We start from the raw sequence: 15383 nt of genomic DNA on the forward strand, positions 1-15383 counted from the left end.
ACAGCATGAAGGCCGTAACGTATCAAGGAGTGAAAAACGTCGTTGTCAAAGACGTGCCTGATCCGAAGATTGAAAAACACGATGACATGATTATAAAAGTCACAAGTACGGCAATTTGCGGATCAGATTTACATTTAATCCACGGACTCATCCCGAATTTGCAGGAAGACTACATCATCGGCCATGAACCGATGGGCATCGTGGAAGAAACCGGTCCCGGCGTGACGAAAGTCAAAAAAGGCGACCGCGTCATTATTCCTTTTAATATCGCCTGCGGAGAATGCGTTTATTGTAAGAATCACCTGGAAAGCCAGTGTGATCAATCAAATGAGAACGGCGATATAGGCGCTTATTTCGGCTATTCAGGAAATGCCGGCGGCTATCCGGGAGGCCAGGCCGAATATTTGCGCGTTCCATTTGCGAACTTTACCCACTTTAAAGTTCCCGAAACATGCGAAGAACCGGATGAGAAACTGAGTGTTATTTCCGATGCGATGACAACCGGCTTTTGGAGCGTCGACAATGCCGGCGTAAAAGAAGGCGATACAGTTATCGTTCTCGGCTGCGGGCCCGTGGGCCTTTTCGCTCAAAAATTCTGCTGGTTAAAGGGAGCGAAACGCGTAATAGCCGTAGACTATGTCAACTACCGTCTCCAGCATGCGAAACGGACGAATAAAGTAGAAATCGTGAACTTCGAAGACCACGAAAATACAGGCAGCTACCTGAAGGAAATCACCAAAGGCGGCGCCGACGTTGTCATTGACGCCGTCGGCATGGACGGAAAAATGACGGATCTCGAGTTCCTCGCCAGCGGATTAAAACTTCAGGGCGGGGCGATGAGCGCATTGGTCATCGCGTCCCAAGCGGTGCGAAAAGGGGGAACAATCCAGATTACGGGTGTGTACGGCGGCAGATACAACGGGTTTCCCCTTGGCGATATCATGCAGCGGAACGTCAATATCCGATCAGGACAAGCTCCGGTCATCCACTATATGCCGTATATGTTTGAATTGGTGTCAACCGGCAAAATTGATCCAGGCGATGTTGTAAGCCATGTCATTCCGCTCAGTGAAGCGAAGCACGGCTATGAGATGTTTGACACGAAAACAGATGATTGTATTAAAGTTGTACTCAAACCTTAAAGAACGGAGGCTACAGAAATGGCCAGCGCCTTACATGAATTACTCGAAATTCAGGAGATGGCTTCTTTTAAGTCACTTTGTCTGACGAAATCCAAAACCATGAAAGCGCTCGTATCCGATCCGCAGCTGAAAGAAATCATGCAGCAGGATGTGGATACATCAACAAGGCAATTGCAGGAATTTGCCTCGATTTTATCTGATGCACAGCATGAAATGAGGAGATGAATCACGAATGAATCCGATTATTGAATACTTGACGGGAATGAATGCACTGACAGACCAAATTGTCGCAATGGATTTATTGAATTCGGCAAAAAGCGGTGTCAGAAACTATGCGATGGCGGCGACGGAAGCCGGAACGCCTGAAGTGAAAGCGATCCTCACCCGGCACTTAGAAGAAGCCCTTGACATGCACGAGCAAATCTCACGCTATATGATGGAAAAAGGCTGGTATCACCCGTGGAACACAAATGAACAAGTCCGGCTCAATTTGCAAAATATTGATACGGCGCTCCGCCTGCCCGTCCTATAAATCGTTTTGCTGCTGAGACAGCACCCCTGACTCAAGCTTCAGTATTTCAAACTGTGAGCTGCCTTTTACAGCGCCCAGGCGGCTCTCAGTTTTTTTATGCCTTCTTGTATATTGGTTTCAGAAACCCCAGCGAAACCGAGAGAAACTGTTTTTTCAGGGAGCTGTTTTTGATAGGTGAGAGACACGGGATAGATTTTGACGCCTTGTTCCTCCGCCTTTTCAATCAGCTCTTTTTCACTGAAAGGCAGCTGAACGTCAAGTAAAATCCGCAGCCCGGAATTTTCTCCGCGAATCCTGACGTATTGTCCCAGCTCGCGCCGCACGGCCTCTAATAATACCGCTCTTTTTTTCCGGTACAGCTTTCTCATTCTGTTAATATGTTTCTGCCACTCTCCGCTTTTGATAAATTGAGCCAGCGTCAGCTGACTGTGGCAGGAGACGGTCTGCTTATATAAAGAAGCGATTTCCCTGCCTTTTTCGATAAGCGGCAAAGGAAGAATCATATAGCTGATGCGCAGCGAAGGAAGCAGAGATTGGGAAAACGTTCCCATATAAATAACACGGTGATGCTGATCAAGCCCTTGCAATGATGGGATCGGCTGGCCGGTGTATCGGAATTCACCGTCATAATCATCTTCTATAATGAACGATTGATGTTCCTTCGCCCATTTCAGCAGCTGAATCCTTCTGTTTACCGGCATAATCGTTCCTAACGTAAATTGATGAGAAGGCGTGACATATACAAGACGCGGCCGCTCTTCATTCAGCTTCCGGATACAGACTCCTTCATCATCGACGGGTATCGGAATGATCTTCATGTGATTGGCTTTAAAAATCTCCCTCGCTCTCGGATAACCCGGATCTTCATATCCGATGGATAGATTTGCTTCAAATATTTTGCACAGCATTTGCAAAAGAGCAGGGTTCCCGGCGCCGACTATCACTTGTTCAGGACGGCAATTCACGCCGCGCGACTGATATAAGTATTCTGAAATGAGCGTTCTCAGTTCAAGCTCGCCCAAATCATCCCCGGGCCGATACAGCTCGTGCCCATATTGATCTAAGCTTGCAACCATGCTTTTGCGCCATGCCGAAAAAGGAAAATGAGCGGCATCCACAGTGCCGTAGTGAAAATCAATCCATTGGCGGTCTTCCTTCGCCTTTGTTTGAACAGGCGAAGCGCCCGGCTTTTTCACATAGACGGCGTCCGAGTCATAATCGGCAAACCATCCGCTTCTCGGCTTACTGACAATATAGCCTTCGGCGGCAAGCTGTTCATAGGCACGCTCCACAGTCGTCTGACTGACGGAAAGCTGACTTGACAAAAGCCTTTTTGAAGGAAGCTTCAGTCCTTTAGGAATACGGCCCTGATGCATATTTTCCTTAAAATGCCGATAAAGCTGCTGATAAAGCGGAATATCCAGATCTCTATTTAAAAATGGCGTGATATCCATTTTTATTCCCTCCAAACTGGCATTCTTCTTTTTATAAAAACTGGCCATTTGTATAAGGCCAATTTCAGTTTATAGTCATTATAAACTTTGAAAATGGGTTTAGAAATATATATTGGAGTGATTGGAATGAATAAGGCCGCAAACGGCTGGATTAACGGATTTATCGGCGTGCTCATTTTCAGCGGCTCGCTTCCCGCGACCCGCTTGGCTGTAGCGGACTTTGATCCGGTATTTCTCACCGTATGCCGCGCCGCGATAGCCGGTATATTGGCAGGCGCTCTGCTCCTGATTTTTCAGGAGCAACGCCCTGCCAAAAGCGACATCATTTCATTAATAACAGTAGCGCTCGGCGTCGTGATCGGTTTCCCGCTGCTTACAGCATTAGCGCTTCAGCATGTCACATCCGCTCATGCCATTGTCTACATCGGGCTTCTCCCGCTTGCGACGGCGATCTTCGGCGTACTGCGAGGAGGCGAACGGCCCAGACCGGTCTTTTGGATTTTCTCGGCTGCCGGCAGCATCCTCGTAGCCGGATATGCTCTGCTGCAAGGAGGGGAATCCTCTCCGCTCGGTGATACGTACATGATCGCTTCGATTATCGTGTGCGGTCTCGGTTATGCCGAAGGCGCCCGCCTCTCCCGGCGGCTTGGCAACTGGCAGGTGATCTCTTGGGCTCTCGTTTTATCGCTTCCCCTTATGTTCATCCTGTCTTTCTGCTTCATGCCGGACTCATGGTCAAACATCGGCGCGCCCGCACTGCTCAGTCTTGCATATGTCTCAATATTCAGCATGCTGATCGGCTTCGTATTCTGGTATCGCGGACTCGCCCAGGGAGGCATCGCCGCGGTCGGACAGCTGCAGCTTCTGCAGCCTTTCTTCGGACTGTTACTGGCCGCCATGATTCTCCATGAAAAAGCGGGATGGGAACTTGCGGCGGTGAATGTCGGCGTTATCGCTTGCGTGGCGGCCGCCCGGCGGTTCGCAAATCAATCAGAAAAGGCCGAACAATGAACTTGTTCGGCCTTTTCATTATGTTCCGCCCATAGGCAGCAAAAGTCTGCATCTCTTTCACATGATCCGGGTATTTTTCAGGCAGGCTGAACTCCCTTAAACGCACTCATCACCAGATCATGCACATAGGAATCATTCACCTCATCACCTGTGATCAACAGGCGATAGAAAATCGGTCCGTAAATGAGATCGATGCTTACGTCAATATCAAGATTCTCTCTTAATTCACCTTTTTGAATTCCCTTTTCCAGAAGGCCTTTCGCTTGGAGGCGGCGGGGCTGGAAAAATCGCGTGCGATATTCTTCCGCCAATTTTGCATCCAGCTGCCCCGCACCGATTAATTCCTTAATAACGGTTCCTTCCCGGCTCGTCAAAAACCTTGCTAAATTCGTGGCGTGGGTCAATATATCTTGCACTGTTGATCCTGTATCGGGCACAGGCAGTCTGTCCGTAGCGGTCGAAAGAAAGCTGTCCATGATAACGGCAGCCTTGTTTGACCACCATTTATAAATCGTTGCCTTACTCACTTTGGCACGCTCAGCAATTTTATCGACTGTCACCGCGTCAAAGCCATTTTCCAACAATAGGTCATAGGCTGCAGAAAGAATCGCCTTATGTGTTCCTTCATCGCGCGGCCGTCCTCGTTTACTCTGCACATGAATCATTCCTTCCCGAATTATAAACGATACGTTCAGTATACTTAACCTGTATAAAAAAAGAAAACAGAAACCCATTTACAAAACTGAACGTTTAGTATATCATTTGCTTATAATAAAACTAAACGTTTAGTTTACAAAATAACTTGAGGGAAATCTTGATGAAACACAGACTCCAAAAGCCTCTGCGTAAAGGAGATGAATCAGCAAATCATTTATCAAGCATCATAAAAACCACTTAAAAAGGAGTTCATTCATATGGCTAAAGAAAACAAACAGACAGCAGATCAGGGAATTTCACCTGGTTTAACCCTTCTTCTCGCAACGGCATGCGGTATCATTGTCGCTAATCTTTATTATGCACAGCCCTTGGCAGGATTCATTAGTGCGGCAATCGGACTTTCTCCAAGCAGCGCCGGACTGATTGTCACGCTGACCCAAATCGGATACGTTGCCGGCTTACTGTTTCTCGTCCCTTTGGGAGACATTATCGAAAACAAAAAACTTGTCGTTGTATCACTCCTTCTAAGCGCAGCCGCTTTGACACTGACAGCATTTGTGAAGCATGGAACACTGTTTTTAACCGCTGCGTTTTTCATCGGACTGGGATCCATCGCAGCCCAAGTGCTAGTTCCGTTCGCATCATACCTTGCGCCAGACGCCGCACGCGGCCGGGTTGTCGGCAATGTGATGAGCGGCCTGCTGCTCGGTATTATGCTTTCCCGTCCGATATCCAGCCTGGTCGCTGATATATGGGGGTGGAATGCCATATTTGCTTTATCCGCCGCGTTAAGTGTTGTCCTGGCAATCATCTTATCAAAAGTGCTTCCTGCCAGAAAACCAACAGCAAACACAAGCTACACCGTCTTACTCGGTTCAATGTGGAAGCTGCTGCGCACGACTCCGGTCTTACGCCGCCGTGCCATTTATCATGCGTTTGTATTTGGCGCTTTCAGCTTATTCTGGACGACTGTGCCTTTATTATTGTCCGGTCCTGCTTTTCATTTTTCTCAAAAGGCAATCGCGCTGTATGCATTAGCGGGCATTGCGGGTGCAGCGGCTGCACCGATAGGCGGCCGTCTGGCTGATCGCGGCTTGACCCGGCTTGCCACCGGAATCGCTCTCGGTGTTGTCATCGTTTCTTTATTACTCCCGCTCATGATTCAGAGCAGCTCCCCCGTCGGAATAGCAGTTCTGGTGGCCGCTGCTATCCTGTTGGATATGGGGGTATCTGCCAATCTCGTACTCAGTCAGCGTGCCATTTTTTCGTTGGCACCTGAATTTCGCAGCCGATTAAACGGATTATTTATGGCAATCTTCTTTCTCGGCGGTGCTATAGGATCATCAATCGGAGGATGGGCATACGCCTCAGGCGGGTGGAGTATCACATTATGGATTGGAATCGCTTTTCCGGTCATAGCATTGCTTTATTTCACCACAGAGAAATAAGCCTTTCACCAAAAATAAGCCGTCAGGACCAAGCTGACAGCTTTTTTTGGTGTATTCTTCTTTACATCCATCCGAACAAAAAATCCGGATTCATGAAAAGATGATATTGATTCTTTACGCCCCGCTCACATAGCAGAAACGGTAAAACCATGTCATAATATGTTAAGAAATAATTGCGCCATAGGCAGGTGAACACATGAAGAAGTATTTATATAAACACCTTTTGTTAGCTCTCGTTTCGTCCGTTTGCTTTTTATTGGTCTTTTATGTGGGTTTAAAAATGACACAGGAAGACACACCGCCGTTGTCTTCTTACCCGTTTTACCTTTTTATTTATCTTTACATCGCAGCCGGATATTTGACGGTCGGCCTTGTTTTAGCTTGTATGACTGATATCTTGAAAAACCGCTGGACATTGAATAAAACGTCTTCCATTCTATTGAAACTTATCGTTTACTTCCTCATACCGTATGCTATTTTTCATTCTTTCTTCATTTTAATGGCGCCGTTGATTTATGTGCTGTTTGAGTCGTTATTCATCCTGAGAAAAGCTTCGTAACCTGAAAAAACATACCGCATGCTGCCGGTATGTTTTTAGTTTCAGTTGTTCGTAGTGATCCGTTTGATGTTTTCTTCCATCAAGCCGGAAATGAGCTGTTCGTTTGTATGAGGAATCTGTTTGAGCTGTTGCACGACCAGCCCTTGTCTTGCGGCTGAATGATTTTGACTCAGCTTTGCTTTCCCCTCTATTTTGCTGATTTTGATTTTAAAGCCTTTTACCCCTTTGTTCATGCCTGCCAGCAATTTCGCATCGACATCCTCTAATTTGTACGGGCTGTCGGGGCTTTCGTATTTCAATACGAGATCACTCATCGACTGCACGGTTTCTTCCTCATCCAAAAGCTCCGCCTCTCCGTAAACATGAACCGCCACGTAATTCCATGTGGGAACAGCCTGATTCGTCTCATACCATTTAGGCGAGATATAACAATGAGGCCCTTGAAAAACGGCTAACACGTTTTGGCCATCAATCTCTTTCCATTGGGGGTTCGGCAATGCAAAATGACCGTATAAGCATTCGTTATTCTTACTCATCATCAATGGCAGGTGGGTTGCATACGGCATGCCTTCCGCCGTTGAAAACAATGCTGCGAAACCATACTCTTTAATTACATCGCACGCTTCAGCTTCACTCAGCTGAAATGGAGCGGGAATATACATAAAAACTCTCCTCTCTGAACATGGATTGATAAAGCGCTTTCCGCTATAATAAGATATCAACTGACATTTAAAAAGGTACAGTTTTGAATAAATATACATGTCAGAGGAGAACATCTGATGAAAAATATGATTTTCGCTTTCGAAAGCGATACCCCGAAATACAAACAAATTTACGAGCAATTTAAAACATTGATTGAGCAGGGAAATATTCAGGCAGATGAGCGGCTGCCTTCAATTCGGGAGCTGGCAGATTCTCTGCGGGTAAGCCGTAATACAACGCTGATGGCCTATGATCTGCTTTTAGCGGAGGGATACATTCGCGGAGAAACACGCAAAGGTTATTTTGCAAATGAAGTAGAACCTTCTTTATTTCAACAAGAAAACGATGTTGTTTACGCTGAGAAAACCGAATCAACTCAGCCGATCCTGATTGATTTTCGTGCCGGAGCCGTCGATCAAAATCATTTTCCTCTGAAAACATGGAGAAAATTATACAATCAAGTTTTGACATCAGAGAAAAGCTTTCTGTACGGTGAACCGTTCGGCGAGAGAGACCTGCGTGAACAAATTGCCGCTTATCTCTTGGAATCCCGCGGAGTGAAAACAGATGCGGATTCCATTATCATCGGCAGCAGCACCCAGCAGATGCTGATATATCTCAGCCGGATTCTGAAAGAGGATTTTTCGGGAATGATCGTTGAAGACCCGGGATTTGACGGTGCCAGAGCGGCTTTTCAATTTCACGGGCTTTCTCTGGAGACGATGCCTGTCTATGAAAACGGAGCTGATTTTTCTCAATTACATGCAATGAAAGAAAAATTAATCTATGTGACCCCTTCCCATCACAGCCCTTACGGCGTAAGCATGTCCATTCAGCAGCGCCAAACTCTGATCAATTGGGTGAATCATAGAGAGGGTTATATTCTTGAGGATGATTATGACAGTGAATTCCGTTATACACAGCAGCCGTTTCCCGCTCTTGCTTCCATTCAATCAGACCGGGTGATTTATTTGGGGAATTTCTCAAAATCCTTTCTTCCGGGCATCCGCATAAGCTATATGGTTTTGCCGCAGCGCATTTTGCACCGGTATAAAAAAAGGTTTATTCATTTCGAAAGCACCGCTTCTTCGCTTAACCAACTGACCATGGCTGAATTGATGAAGGCCGGTGAATGGACCCGCCATATTAAGCGCATGCGCATTGTTTATAAGCGCAAAATGCAGCACTTGATTTCACATGTAAAGCAGCAGTTCGGCGATCATGTGACGATCATCGGCGAGCAGTCGGGATTGTATATATTGGTGAGAGTTCACCTGAACTATACAGAAGAAACATTAATCGAACGCGCTTTTCAGTACGGAGTGAAGGTGTACCCTACCGCCATTTATTTCGTTGCCCAAAAACCCGAACCGCCGACTGTAAAGCTGGGTTTCGCCCATCTCGATACGGATCAGATCACACAGGGCGTACAGCTTTTGAGAAATGCTTGGCTGACATGAAAGAAAAAAGGCGCCGTTCGGCGCCTTTTGTTATCTTTTATTTCGTATTTCTTGTGAATTTCGGCAGTCCAAATATGATGGCGGCGATGCCGCAGATTCCGATGAAAACGGGATAAAAAGAGTATGGCAGGATGCTGACGGGTGAAATATTCCCGAATTTTCCGGCTGATAACAGCTGCGCGCCATAAGGAATCAATCCTTGAATCATGCACGAAAAGATATCCAGAATACTTGCCGATTTTCTGTTGTCGATGTTGAATTTATCAGCGATATTCTTTGCAATCGGCCCGGCTGCGATAATCGAGATCGTATTATTGGCCGCAGCCAGATTCGTCACACTGACCAGTCCGGCAATGCCGGCTTCGGCTCCTTTTTTCGAACGGATTCGTTTCGTGATGAACTCCAGTAAAAAGTCGATCCCGCCGTTTTGTTTCATCACGCCGACCATCCCGCCGATCAGCATGGACAGGATGATCAGATCGCTCATTCCGGCAATTCCATCCGTAATCGCCTTAAAATAAGAGTCAAGCGTCAGGCTGCCGCCCGCTAATCCGATGATTCCCGTCAAAACCAATCCGCCGAATATGACAGCCATCACATTAATACCGATTAACGCAAAAACCAACACGGCGACATAAGGGAGCACCTTAATCCAGTTGTAAGATTCAGCACCCGTATGGCCGGCGTGGCCTGCCGGAATAAAAAATAAGATAATAACAGTCACAATGGCAGCAGGCAAAACAATCAGAAAGTTCGTTTTGAATTTATCCATCATTTGTGTTTTTTGCGTCCGGACTGACGCGATGGTCGTATCGGAAATAAAAGAAAGATTATCTCCGAACATAGCTCCGCCGACCACAGCTGCCATTGTAATCGCGCCGGAGATGCCAAGCTCTCCGCTCAGACCCGCGCTGATCGGCGCAACCGCCGCAATCGTGCCCATTGATGTTCCCATCGATATAGAAATAAAACAAGCAATGATAAACAGCCCCGGCAGCAAAAACTGCTGCGGAATAATGCTCAAAGCAAGATTGACAGTTGAATGCACCGCTCCCATCGCCTCAGCCGCTGAAGCAAAGGCACCTGCCAATATAAAAATCATAACCATAATGATAATATCAGGATGTCCCGCACCGGAAGCGAACCATTCTATTTTTTGATTGAGCGATTTCTTCCGGTTAAATAACAGCGCAAAAGCTGACGCAATGATCGCGGCAATCAAGATCGGCAATTTATAAAAATCTCCGGTCACCAGACCAGAGCCGACAAAAAGCCCTACGAATAAGACTAAAGGCAATAACGCCCAAGGGTTCTTTTTATTGTTCATCTGGGTAAACCACCTCTTTTCAGCATTAAAGTCGCTAATCACAGTCTAAGCAACATTTCACACTTTAAAAGTCTGCAGTAAAAAAGTCAAGCTGAAAAAAGGATAAGTAAAGATTGATAAGATAGAAAAAGCTGTTTTGTTTCCACTCTTTAGAAAATAAAAAAACCAAGGCTCGTTTCCCTTGGTACATTTCATGCGGCCCGGCGTCCGGGACACCTTCTCTTCATTCAGAAATACATTCAGCTTTCAATCTGTTTTTAAGTTTCGCTTCATTTTCAAGGATATCTTCGTAATCCTCAATCTTCCTGTTTAATCGTTTTATGGTTTCATCAATTTCCCTCTGTTTCTCCGTCAGCCTTTTCCTTTCATTTATAAGGATGTTTTTTCGGGGTTCGATCGTATGATCGGCTCCTTCAATAAATAAAGCGGTATATTCAATCAGCGCCTCAATCGACAGCCCGGCATTTCTCATGCATTTTATAAATTGAATCCAATTCACATCATCTTCGTCATAATCGCGGATGCCGCTTTCATCGCGTTTTACCGGAGGAATCAGACCTATACTTTCATAATACCTAAGCGTCGCGGCTGATAACTCAACCTGCTTTGCAGCCTGCGCAATCTTCATATTCTTATCACCCGTCCTTCAAACCTTCATAAGCTTGCCATTATAGAATATCATTTCATAAAAAAATAAACCAAACTCCTTGACTTAAAGTCCGCTTTAACATTTAAAGTAAAATCGAACAGAGGATTCATCACTTTATCTTGGAAAGGAAGATAACCATGTGTAATAATCATCCGACTCGTGTATTAAGCGCTCCGCATGCAAAAGCTAAATTTGAGCGGACGACGATTGAGAGAAGAGCATTACGGCCGCACGATATCCTGATTGATATTAAGTACAGCGGGATTTGTCACTCAGACATCCACAGCGCATTCGATGAATGGGGCGGCGGAATCTTTCCGATGGTTCCCGGGCACGAAATTGCCGGAGTTGTGGAAGCCGTGGGTGAAGAAGTCACCACATTTGCCGTCGGCGACCGTGTGGGTGTCGGCTGTTTTGTAGACTCCTGCGGGGAATGTGAATACTGCCTTAACGGAGACGAACAATATTGCACAAAAGGCGTTGTTCAAACTTATAACAACCTGGACTACGACGGAAACCCTACGTACGGCGGCTACAGCCAGAAAATAGTTGTCACTGACAGATTCGTTGTCCGGATTCCGGATCAGCTGGATTTGGATGCTGCCAGCCCGCTATTGTGCGCGGGCATTACCACCTATTCTCCGCTGAAACACTGGAATGCCGGCCCCGGCAAAAAAGTGGCGATTGTCGGAATGGGCGGGCTCGGACACTTAGCCGTTCAATTCGCGCACGCTTTAGGCGCAGAGGTCACCGTCCTCAGCCGCTCAATGAACAAAAAAGACGAAGCGCTTGAATTTGGAGCCGATCACTACTTTGCAACAAGCGATCCGGATACATTTACTGAGCTGGCCGGACGATTTGATCTTATTTTAAATACAGTATCCGCGAACCTTGACGTAGATGCCTACTTATCTCTGCTTCGAATTGACGGTACATTGGTAAATGTGGGAGCGCCAGCTAAGCCGGACTCATACAGTGTGTTCTCCTTAATCACGGGCCGCCGCAGCATTGCGGGTTCACTCGTCGGCGGTATTCCGCAGACTCAGGAGATGCTTGATTTCGCCGCCGAGTACGGCATTGCTCCTAAAATTGAAGTGATACCCGCCAATCAAGTCGACGAAGCGTACGAACGGGTTCTCCAAAGCGATGTCCGCTACCGTTTCGTCATTGATATTGCAACTTTATAATTCACATAAAAAACATACCAATATCTATTGGTATGTTTTTTTTCAGTTCAAATTATTTTTTATTTCAGCAGCCAGCCGGGCACCGCTTTTATATAAACCAACTCGCCTATCAATTCAACGATCGTCTGTGTGACGATAACAGCGGCGGCTAATGAGGCCCAAGCATCCGGCAAGGCCAGTGCTAACGGAAGGACTGCGAGAGAATTTCTTGTGCCCGTGCTGAAGATCAATGCTCTTCCTTCGCCTGTATCCAGACGGAACGCATATGCGATAAACCGGGAAACAAACGGCATAATGAGCAGGAATAACAAATAGATTGGGATCACACGTATAATGATGTGAGCATCACTGATGACCTTGCCGATTTGTGTGGCGACGACCGCCAGTAAGACCAGGGCCATAAAAGGAACAGGCAGCCACGCCGTCCACTCTAACATCTTTTCTCCCGCCGGCTTCTTATCAGCCCATAATTGAGTCATCACCGCCGCCAGCAGCGGCACCGCTATTAAACATAAGAATGCTTCCAGAAACGGTTCTGCATGAACAGCTCCTATCACTTCTTTCCCGATAAACAGCCACAGGTATAACGGAAGCAATACCATCTGAACGGCGAACAAAACCGGCGTGGAAGCCAGTATTAATCTCTCATTTCCTTTGCCGAGCTGAGTAAAGACGATGACGTAATCAATACAAGGTGTAAGCAATACCAAACAAACCCCTAATAATATAGGAGGAGATTGAGGAAAAATGGCGGTTAACATCCATACAACGACAGGTACAGCTAAGAAATTACCGATCAGTAAAGCCGCCATAAACTTGAGGTTTGACATGGCTTCCCTCAGCTTCAAGAATGGGATTTGGGCAAACATGGCATACATGAGAACAGCGATAAGCGGTGATATCGTCCATCCCCAGCGAAGTCCTGAATCTTTCCCGGCGATCCCCGCTATTCCTCCGATCACAAGAGTCACACCATATATCCAAATTTGCTGTTTTTCTAATGTCTCTCTGGTTATTTTCATTGGCTGACACCTCTTCCCCGCCCATTATACCTTCTTTTCTGCCGGAATTAAAAAACACCAAGGGTCTGTGACACTTGGTGTTTTTGGAACGCGGCCGAGAAAAACAGGTTGAAAACCGTTAATTCTTGTAAATAACCCCCTAAAAGTATTTTTGACGTACTGTTCCTTATCGAATAAAAGCATTCTCTTTCATTTCCAAAGCATCATCCAGCCATCTCGGGTGCATCGGCAAGAGATGTTCAGGTAATTCATGGATATTAAAATATCTGATTTCCATGGCTTCCTCTGTGGACTTTTTCAAAGTGCCGCCGATGACGTCACATTGAAAACAATTGGTAATAAAATGGCTGACTCTGCCGTCAGGGTATATAAAGGTTTGTGAACTCGGATCAGAATAAACGCCTATCATTTTAGAGACTTTCACCACTAATCCAGTTTCCTCTTCTATTTCTCTTATAATTGCTTGTTCAACTGTTTCACCAGGTTCCACATGTCCTGAAGGAATGCCCCATAAACCATTATCAGCACGCTTCATTAATAAAACGGAACTTGATTCTTTCATTATAATTCCAGCGACTCCGGCTTTCACTTGTTCTGTCCATTGGAAATCCGGTTTTTTCCGTACTTCTGCCTTTATTTCATTATCGAACAAGTCTTTCAGATCGCGGATCACAACATCCGGATTTCTAAAATCATGTTTTGCAGGAAATAAAGTATTTTGATCAGAAACTAATACGGAAGTTATACCTATTTGGTTTGCTCCGACAATATCTGTTTCAGGCGTATCCCCGATCATAACGCATCTCTCTTTATCCTCAAAAGGCTCTAGTACTTTTTCAAATATTGAAGACGCCGGTTTTCCAATTATCATCGGCTCTTTAGCAGCTGCTGTTTTAACAGCCGCGACTATAGCGCCTGTCGCGGGAGCTGGTCCGTTAGCGGCAGGAAATGTTTTATCCCCGTTTGCAGCGATAAATGAAGCTCCGCAACGGATGAGGTTTACTGCCTTATGCACATCCTGAAATGTAATATTTTGATCCCATCCAATGACAACAGCCTCCGCCTGATCTTCCGTAAGATCAATACCGGCCTTTTGAATTTCACTTTTAAGTTGGTCATTTCCCAATATATATGCCTTCTTTATTCCTTCACTGACAAGGTAATCAGCTGTTGCCCCCCCCGCAGTAACGACTTCATCAATACTTGCTGAAATCCCCAGTTTATGAAGGCGTTTCACAATCGTTTCTCTTGTAACACAAGGATCATTCGTTAAAAAGCGAATGGCTTTCTTTTCTTCACGGAGTCGTTTTAAAGAGGCCACAGCTCCTGGTAAAGCTTTATCTCCTATATATATCACTCCGTCTAAATCAAATAAAAATACATCATAATTCTTGGAGATCATCATAACACTCCTTAAGCGGTTGTCTCTTGGTTAATAGTTGAGCGATACGCAAAATGATTTGTAGGGCCTTGTCCTTTCCCGATTCCTAAGGGATGTTTAATGGCTGCTGAAATGAATTCCTTTCCAGTTGCCACTGATTCCGGTATGCTGTGCTGCTTTGCCAGCTCTGCAGTTATCACAGCTGAAAACGTACATCCTGTTCCATGAGTATGCTTTGTATCAAATCGGGGAGAAACAAATTCCTCGAAGTCCTCGTCAAAGTACAAAATATCACGGGCTTCTCCATTCAGGTGCCCCCCTTTTACGACAGCACTTTTCGCCCCGTATACCTCCACTATTTCTTTCGCCGCATCACGCATCTGCTGTACAGTCTCGATTGATTTGCCGATGATTACTTCCGCTTCCGGAATGTTCGGTGTAATAACAGTTGTTTGGGGTATTAATAATTTCTTCAAATGATCAATGGCGTCCTTATGGAGCAGATGATGTCCGCTTTTAGCAATCATAACCGGATCCATCACATACGATTGAATATTTGCGTCTTTTAACTTTTCTGCCAGCAATTCAATAATTCCTATACTTGCAAGCATACCGGTTTTGACAGCATCAGGTTTTATATCATCCATGACACAGTCTATTTGCTGAGATATATTCTGAAGAGACATCTCCTCAAAACTTTTCACACCAAGTGTGTTTTGTGCAACAACTGATGTAATAACAGCCATTCCATATACCTTTTGTTCCTGAAATGTTTTTAAATCCGCATGAATTCCCGCCCCTCCGGAAGGATCAGTCCCAGCAATCGAAAGCGCTTTATAAATATCCGTCAAT

The 15383-nt window shown here is 45.7% G+C and carries 16 protein-coding genes; 8 read left to right on the forward strand and 8 right to left on the reverse strand.

Annotated features, from left to right (window positions below; translation table 11 throughout):
* Positions 1-5: 5 nt before the first annotated feature.
* Genes CXL14_RS00515 through CXL14_RS00525 form a run of 3 tightly spaced genes read left to right on the forward strand, consistent with a single transcriptional unit; the run spans position 6 to position 1674 of the window.
* Positions 6-1142, forward strand: a complete 1137-nt coding sequence (locus CXL14_RS00515) for a zinc-dependent alcohol dehydrogenase (RefSeq protein ID WP_014417028.1) — start codon at positions 6-8, stop codon at positions 1140-1142.
* A gap of 18 nt (positions 1143-1160) precedes the next feature.
* Entirely contained in the window at positions 1161-1367 is a 207-nt protein-coding gene (locus CXL14_RS00520) for a hypothetical protein (protein ID WP_014417027.1), read from the forward strand.
* A 7-nt stretch (positions 1368-1374) separates the two neighbouring features.
* The gene (locus CXL14_RS00525; protein ID WP_014417026.1) at positions 1375-1674 is read left to right on the forward strand and encodes a spore coat protein; all 300 of its coding nucleotides are present in this window, start codon (positions 1375-1377) and stop codon (positions 1672-1674) included.
* A gap of 65 nt (positions 1675-1739) precedes the next feature.
* Here CXL14_RS00525 and pdxR (CXL14_RS00530) read toward each other — a convergent pair whose 3' ends face one another.
* Positions 1740-3128, reverse strand: coding sequence for a MocR-like pyridoxine biosynthesis transcription factor PdxR (gene pdxR / locus CXL14_RS00530; RefSeq protein ID WP_014417025.1), 1389 nt, complete (start codon positions 3126-3128; stop codon positions 1740-1742).
* A gap of 126 nt (positions 3129-3254) precedes the next feature.
* On the opposite strand from pdxR (CXL14_RS00530), the gene CXL14_RS00535 reads away from it, so the two are divergent.
* Positions 3255-4139 (forward strand): DMT family transporter, encoded by an 885-nt coding sequence (locus tag CXL14_RS00535; protein WP_014417024.1) that lies wholly within the window; start codon positions 3255-3257, stop codon positions 4137-4139.
* 77 nt (positions 4140-4216) lie between these two features.
* On the opposite strand, the gene CXL14_RS00540 is transcribed toward CXL14_RS00535, so the two are convergent.
* The gene (locus tag CXL14_RS00540) at positions 4217-4795 is read right to left on the reverse strand and encodes a TetR/AcrR family transcriptional regulator (protein WP_021495037.1); all 579 of its coding nucleotides are present in this window, start codon (positions 4793-4795) and stop codon (positions 4217-4219) included.
* A 258-nt stretch (positions 4796-5053) separates the two neighbouring features.
* Here CXL14_RS00540 and CXL14_RS00545 point away from each other — a divergent pair, with 258 nt between their 5' ends.
* Both CXL14_RS00545 and CXL14_RS00550 read left to right on the forward strand, forming a co-directional pair.
* Complete coding sequence (locus CXL14_RS00545; RefSeq protein WP_014417022.1) at positions 5054-6244, forward strand: MFS transporter; 1191 nt, start codon at positions 5054-5056, stop codon at positions 6242-6244.
* Between the two features lie 196 nt (positions 6245-6440).
* Positions 6441-6803: a hypothetical protein gene (locus CXL14_RS00550; protein WP_014417021.1), complete on the forward strand. Its 363-nt coding sequence runs from the start codon at positions 6441-6443 to the stop codon at positions 6801-6803.
* Positions 6804-6844: 41 nt separating this feature from the next.
* Here CXL14_RS00550 and CXL14_RS00555 read toward each other — a convergent pair whose 3' ends face one another.
* A complete protein-coding gene (locus CXL14_RS00555) occupies positions 6845-7465 on the reverse strand; it encodes an FMN-binding negative transcriptional regulator (RefSeq protein WP_014417020.1) in 621 nt (206 codons plus the stop codon).
* 117 nt (positions 7466-7582) lie between these two features.
* Between CXL14_RS00555 and pdxR (CXL14_RS00560) the strand changes: the two genes are divergently transcribed.
* Complete coding sequence (gene pdxR / locus CXL14_RS00560) at positions 7583-8965, forward strand: MocR-like pyridoxine biosynthesis transcription factor PdxR (protein WP_101287625.1); 1383 nt, start codon at positions 7583-7585, stop codon at positions 8963-8965.
* 37 nt (positions 8966-9002) lie between these two features.
* On the opposite strand, the gene CXL14_RS00565 is transcribed toward pdxR (CXL14_RS00560), so the two are convergent.
* Together CXL14_RS00565 and CXL14_RS00570 are read right to left on the reverse strand one after the other, a co-directional pair.
* Positions 9003-10292, reverse strand: coding sequence for a Na+/H+ antiporter NhaC family protein (locus tag CXL14_RS00565; RefSeq protein WP_101287627.1), 1290 nt, complete (start codon positions 10290-10292; stop codon positions 9003-9005).
* Positions 10293-10515: 223 nt separating this feature from the next.
* Entirely contained in the window at positions 10516-10920 is a 405-nt protein-coding gene (locus tag CXL14_RS00570) for a MerR family transcriptional regulator (protein ID WP_094296424.1), read from the reverse strand.
* A gap of 158 nt (positions 10921-11078) precedes the next feature.
* Here CXL14_RS00570 and CXL14_RS00575 point away from each other — a divergent pair, with 158 nt between their 5' ends.
* Positions 11079-12128, forward strand: a complete 1050-nt coding sequence (locus CXL14_RS00575) for an NAD(P)-dependent alcohol dehydrogenase (RefSeq protein ID WP_094296423.1) — start codon at positions 11079-11081, stop codon at positions 12126-12128.
* Positions 12129-12187: 59 nt separating this feature from the next.
* Here CXL14_RS00575 and CXL14_RS00580 read toward each other — a convergent pair whose 3' ends face one another.
* From CXL14_RS00580 to thiD, 3 genes are all read right to left on the reverse strand, one after another.
* Complete coding sequence (locus CXL14_RS00580) at positions 12188-13150, reverse strand: arsenic resistance protein (protein WP_094296422.1); 963 nt, start codon at positions 13148-13150, stop codon at positions 12188-12190.
* 166 nt (positions 13151-13316) lie between these two features.
* The gene (locus CXL14_RS00585) at positions 13317-14555 is read right to left on the reverse strand and encodes an HAD-IIA family hydrolase (protein ID WP_101287628.1); all 1239 of its coding nucleotides are present in this window, start codon (positions 14553-14555) and stop codon (positions 13317-13319) included.
* Positions 14556-14563: 8 nt separating this feature from the next.
* On the reverse strand, positions 14564-15382 hold the full coding sequence (thiD, locus tag CXL14_RS00590) for a bifunctional hydroxymethylpyrimidine kinase/phosphomethylpyrimidine kinase (RefSeq protein ID WP_014417014.1): 819 nt from the start codon (positions 15380-15382) through the stop codon (positions 14564-14566).
* Position 15383 lies beyond the last annotated feature (1 nt).

It is taken from the genome of Bacillus sp. SJ-10 (assembly GCF_002843505.1).
Taxonomy (GTDB): Bacteria; Bacillota; Bacilli; order Bacillales; family Bacillaceae; genus Bacillus; species Bacillus velezensis.

Bases quoted from the DNA above. Each gene is read 5' to 3' on its own strand.
- CXL14_RS00515 (WP_014417028.1), top strand. From the start codon at position 6: ATGAAGGCCGTAACGTATCAAGGAGTGAAAAACGTCGTTGTCAAAGAC.
- CXL14_RS00520 (WP_014417027.1), top strand. From the start codon at position 1,161: ATGGCCAGCGCCTTACATGAATTACTCGAAATTCAGGAGATGGCTTCT.
- CXL14_RS00525 (WP_014417026.1), top strand. From the start codon at position 1,375: ATGAATCCGATTATTGAATACTTGACGGGAATGAATGCACTGACAGAC.
- pdxR (WP_014417025.1), bottom strand. From the start codon at position 3,128: ATGGATATCACGCCATTTTTAAATAGAGATCTGGATATTCCGCTTTAT.
- CXL14_RS00535 (WP_014417024.1), top strand. From the start codon at position 3,255: ATGAATAAGGCCGCAAACGGCTGGATTAACGGATTTATCGGCGTGCTC.
- CXL14_RS00545 (WP_014417022.1), top strand. From the start codon at position 5,054: ATGGCTAAAGAAAACAAACAGACAGCAGATCAGGGAATTTCACCTGGT.
- CXL14_RS00550 (WP_014417021.1), top strand. From the start codon at position 6,441: ATGAAGAAGTATTTATATAAACACCTTTTGTTAGCTCTCGTTTCGTCC.
- CXL14_RS00555 (WP_014417020.1), bottom strand. From the start codon at position 7,465: ATGTATATTCCCGCTCCATTTCAGCTGAGTGAAGCTGAAGCGTGCGAT.
- pdxR (WP_101287625.1), top strand. From the start codon at position 7,583: ATGAAAAATATGATTTTCGCTTTCGAAAGCGATACCCCGAAATACAAA.
- CXL14_RS00565 (WP_101287627.1), bottom strand. From the start codon at position 10,292: ATGAACAATAAAAAGAACCCTTGGGCGTTATTGCCTTTAGTCTTATTC.
- CXL14_RS00570 (WP_094296424.1), bottom strand. From the start codon at position 10,920: ATGAAGATTGCGCAGGCTGCAAAGCAGGTTGAGTTATCAGCCGCGACG.
- CXL14_RS00575 (WP_094296423.1), top strand. From the start codon at position 11,079: ATGTGTAATAATCATCCGACTCGTGTATTAAGCGCTCCGCATGCAAAA.
- CXL14_RS00580 (WP_094296422.1), bottom strand. From the start codon at position 13,150: ATGAAAATAACCAGAGAGACATTAGAAAAACAGCAAATTTGGATATAT.
- CXL14_RS00585 (WP_101287628.1), bottom strand. From the start codon at position 14,555: ATGATGATCTCCAAGAATTATGATGTATTTTTATTTGATTTAGACGGA.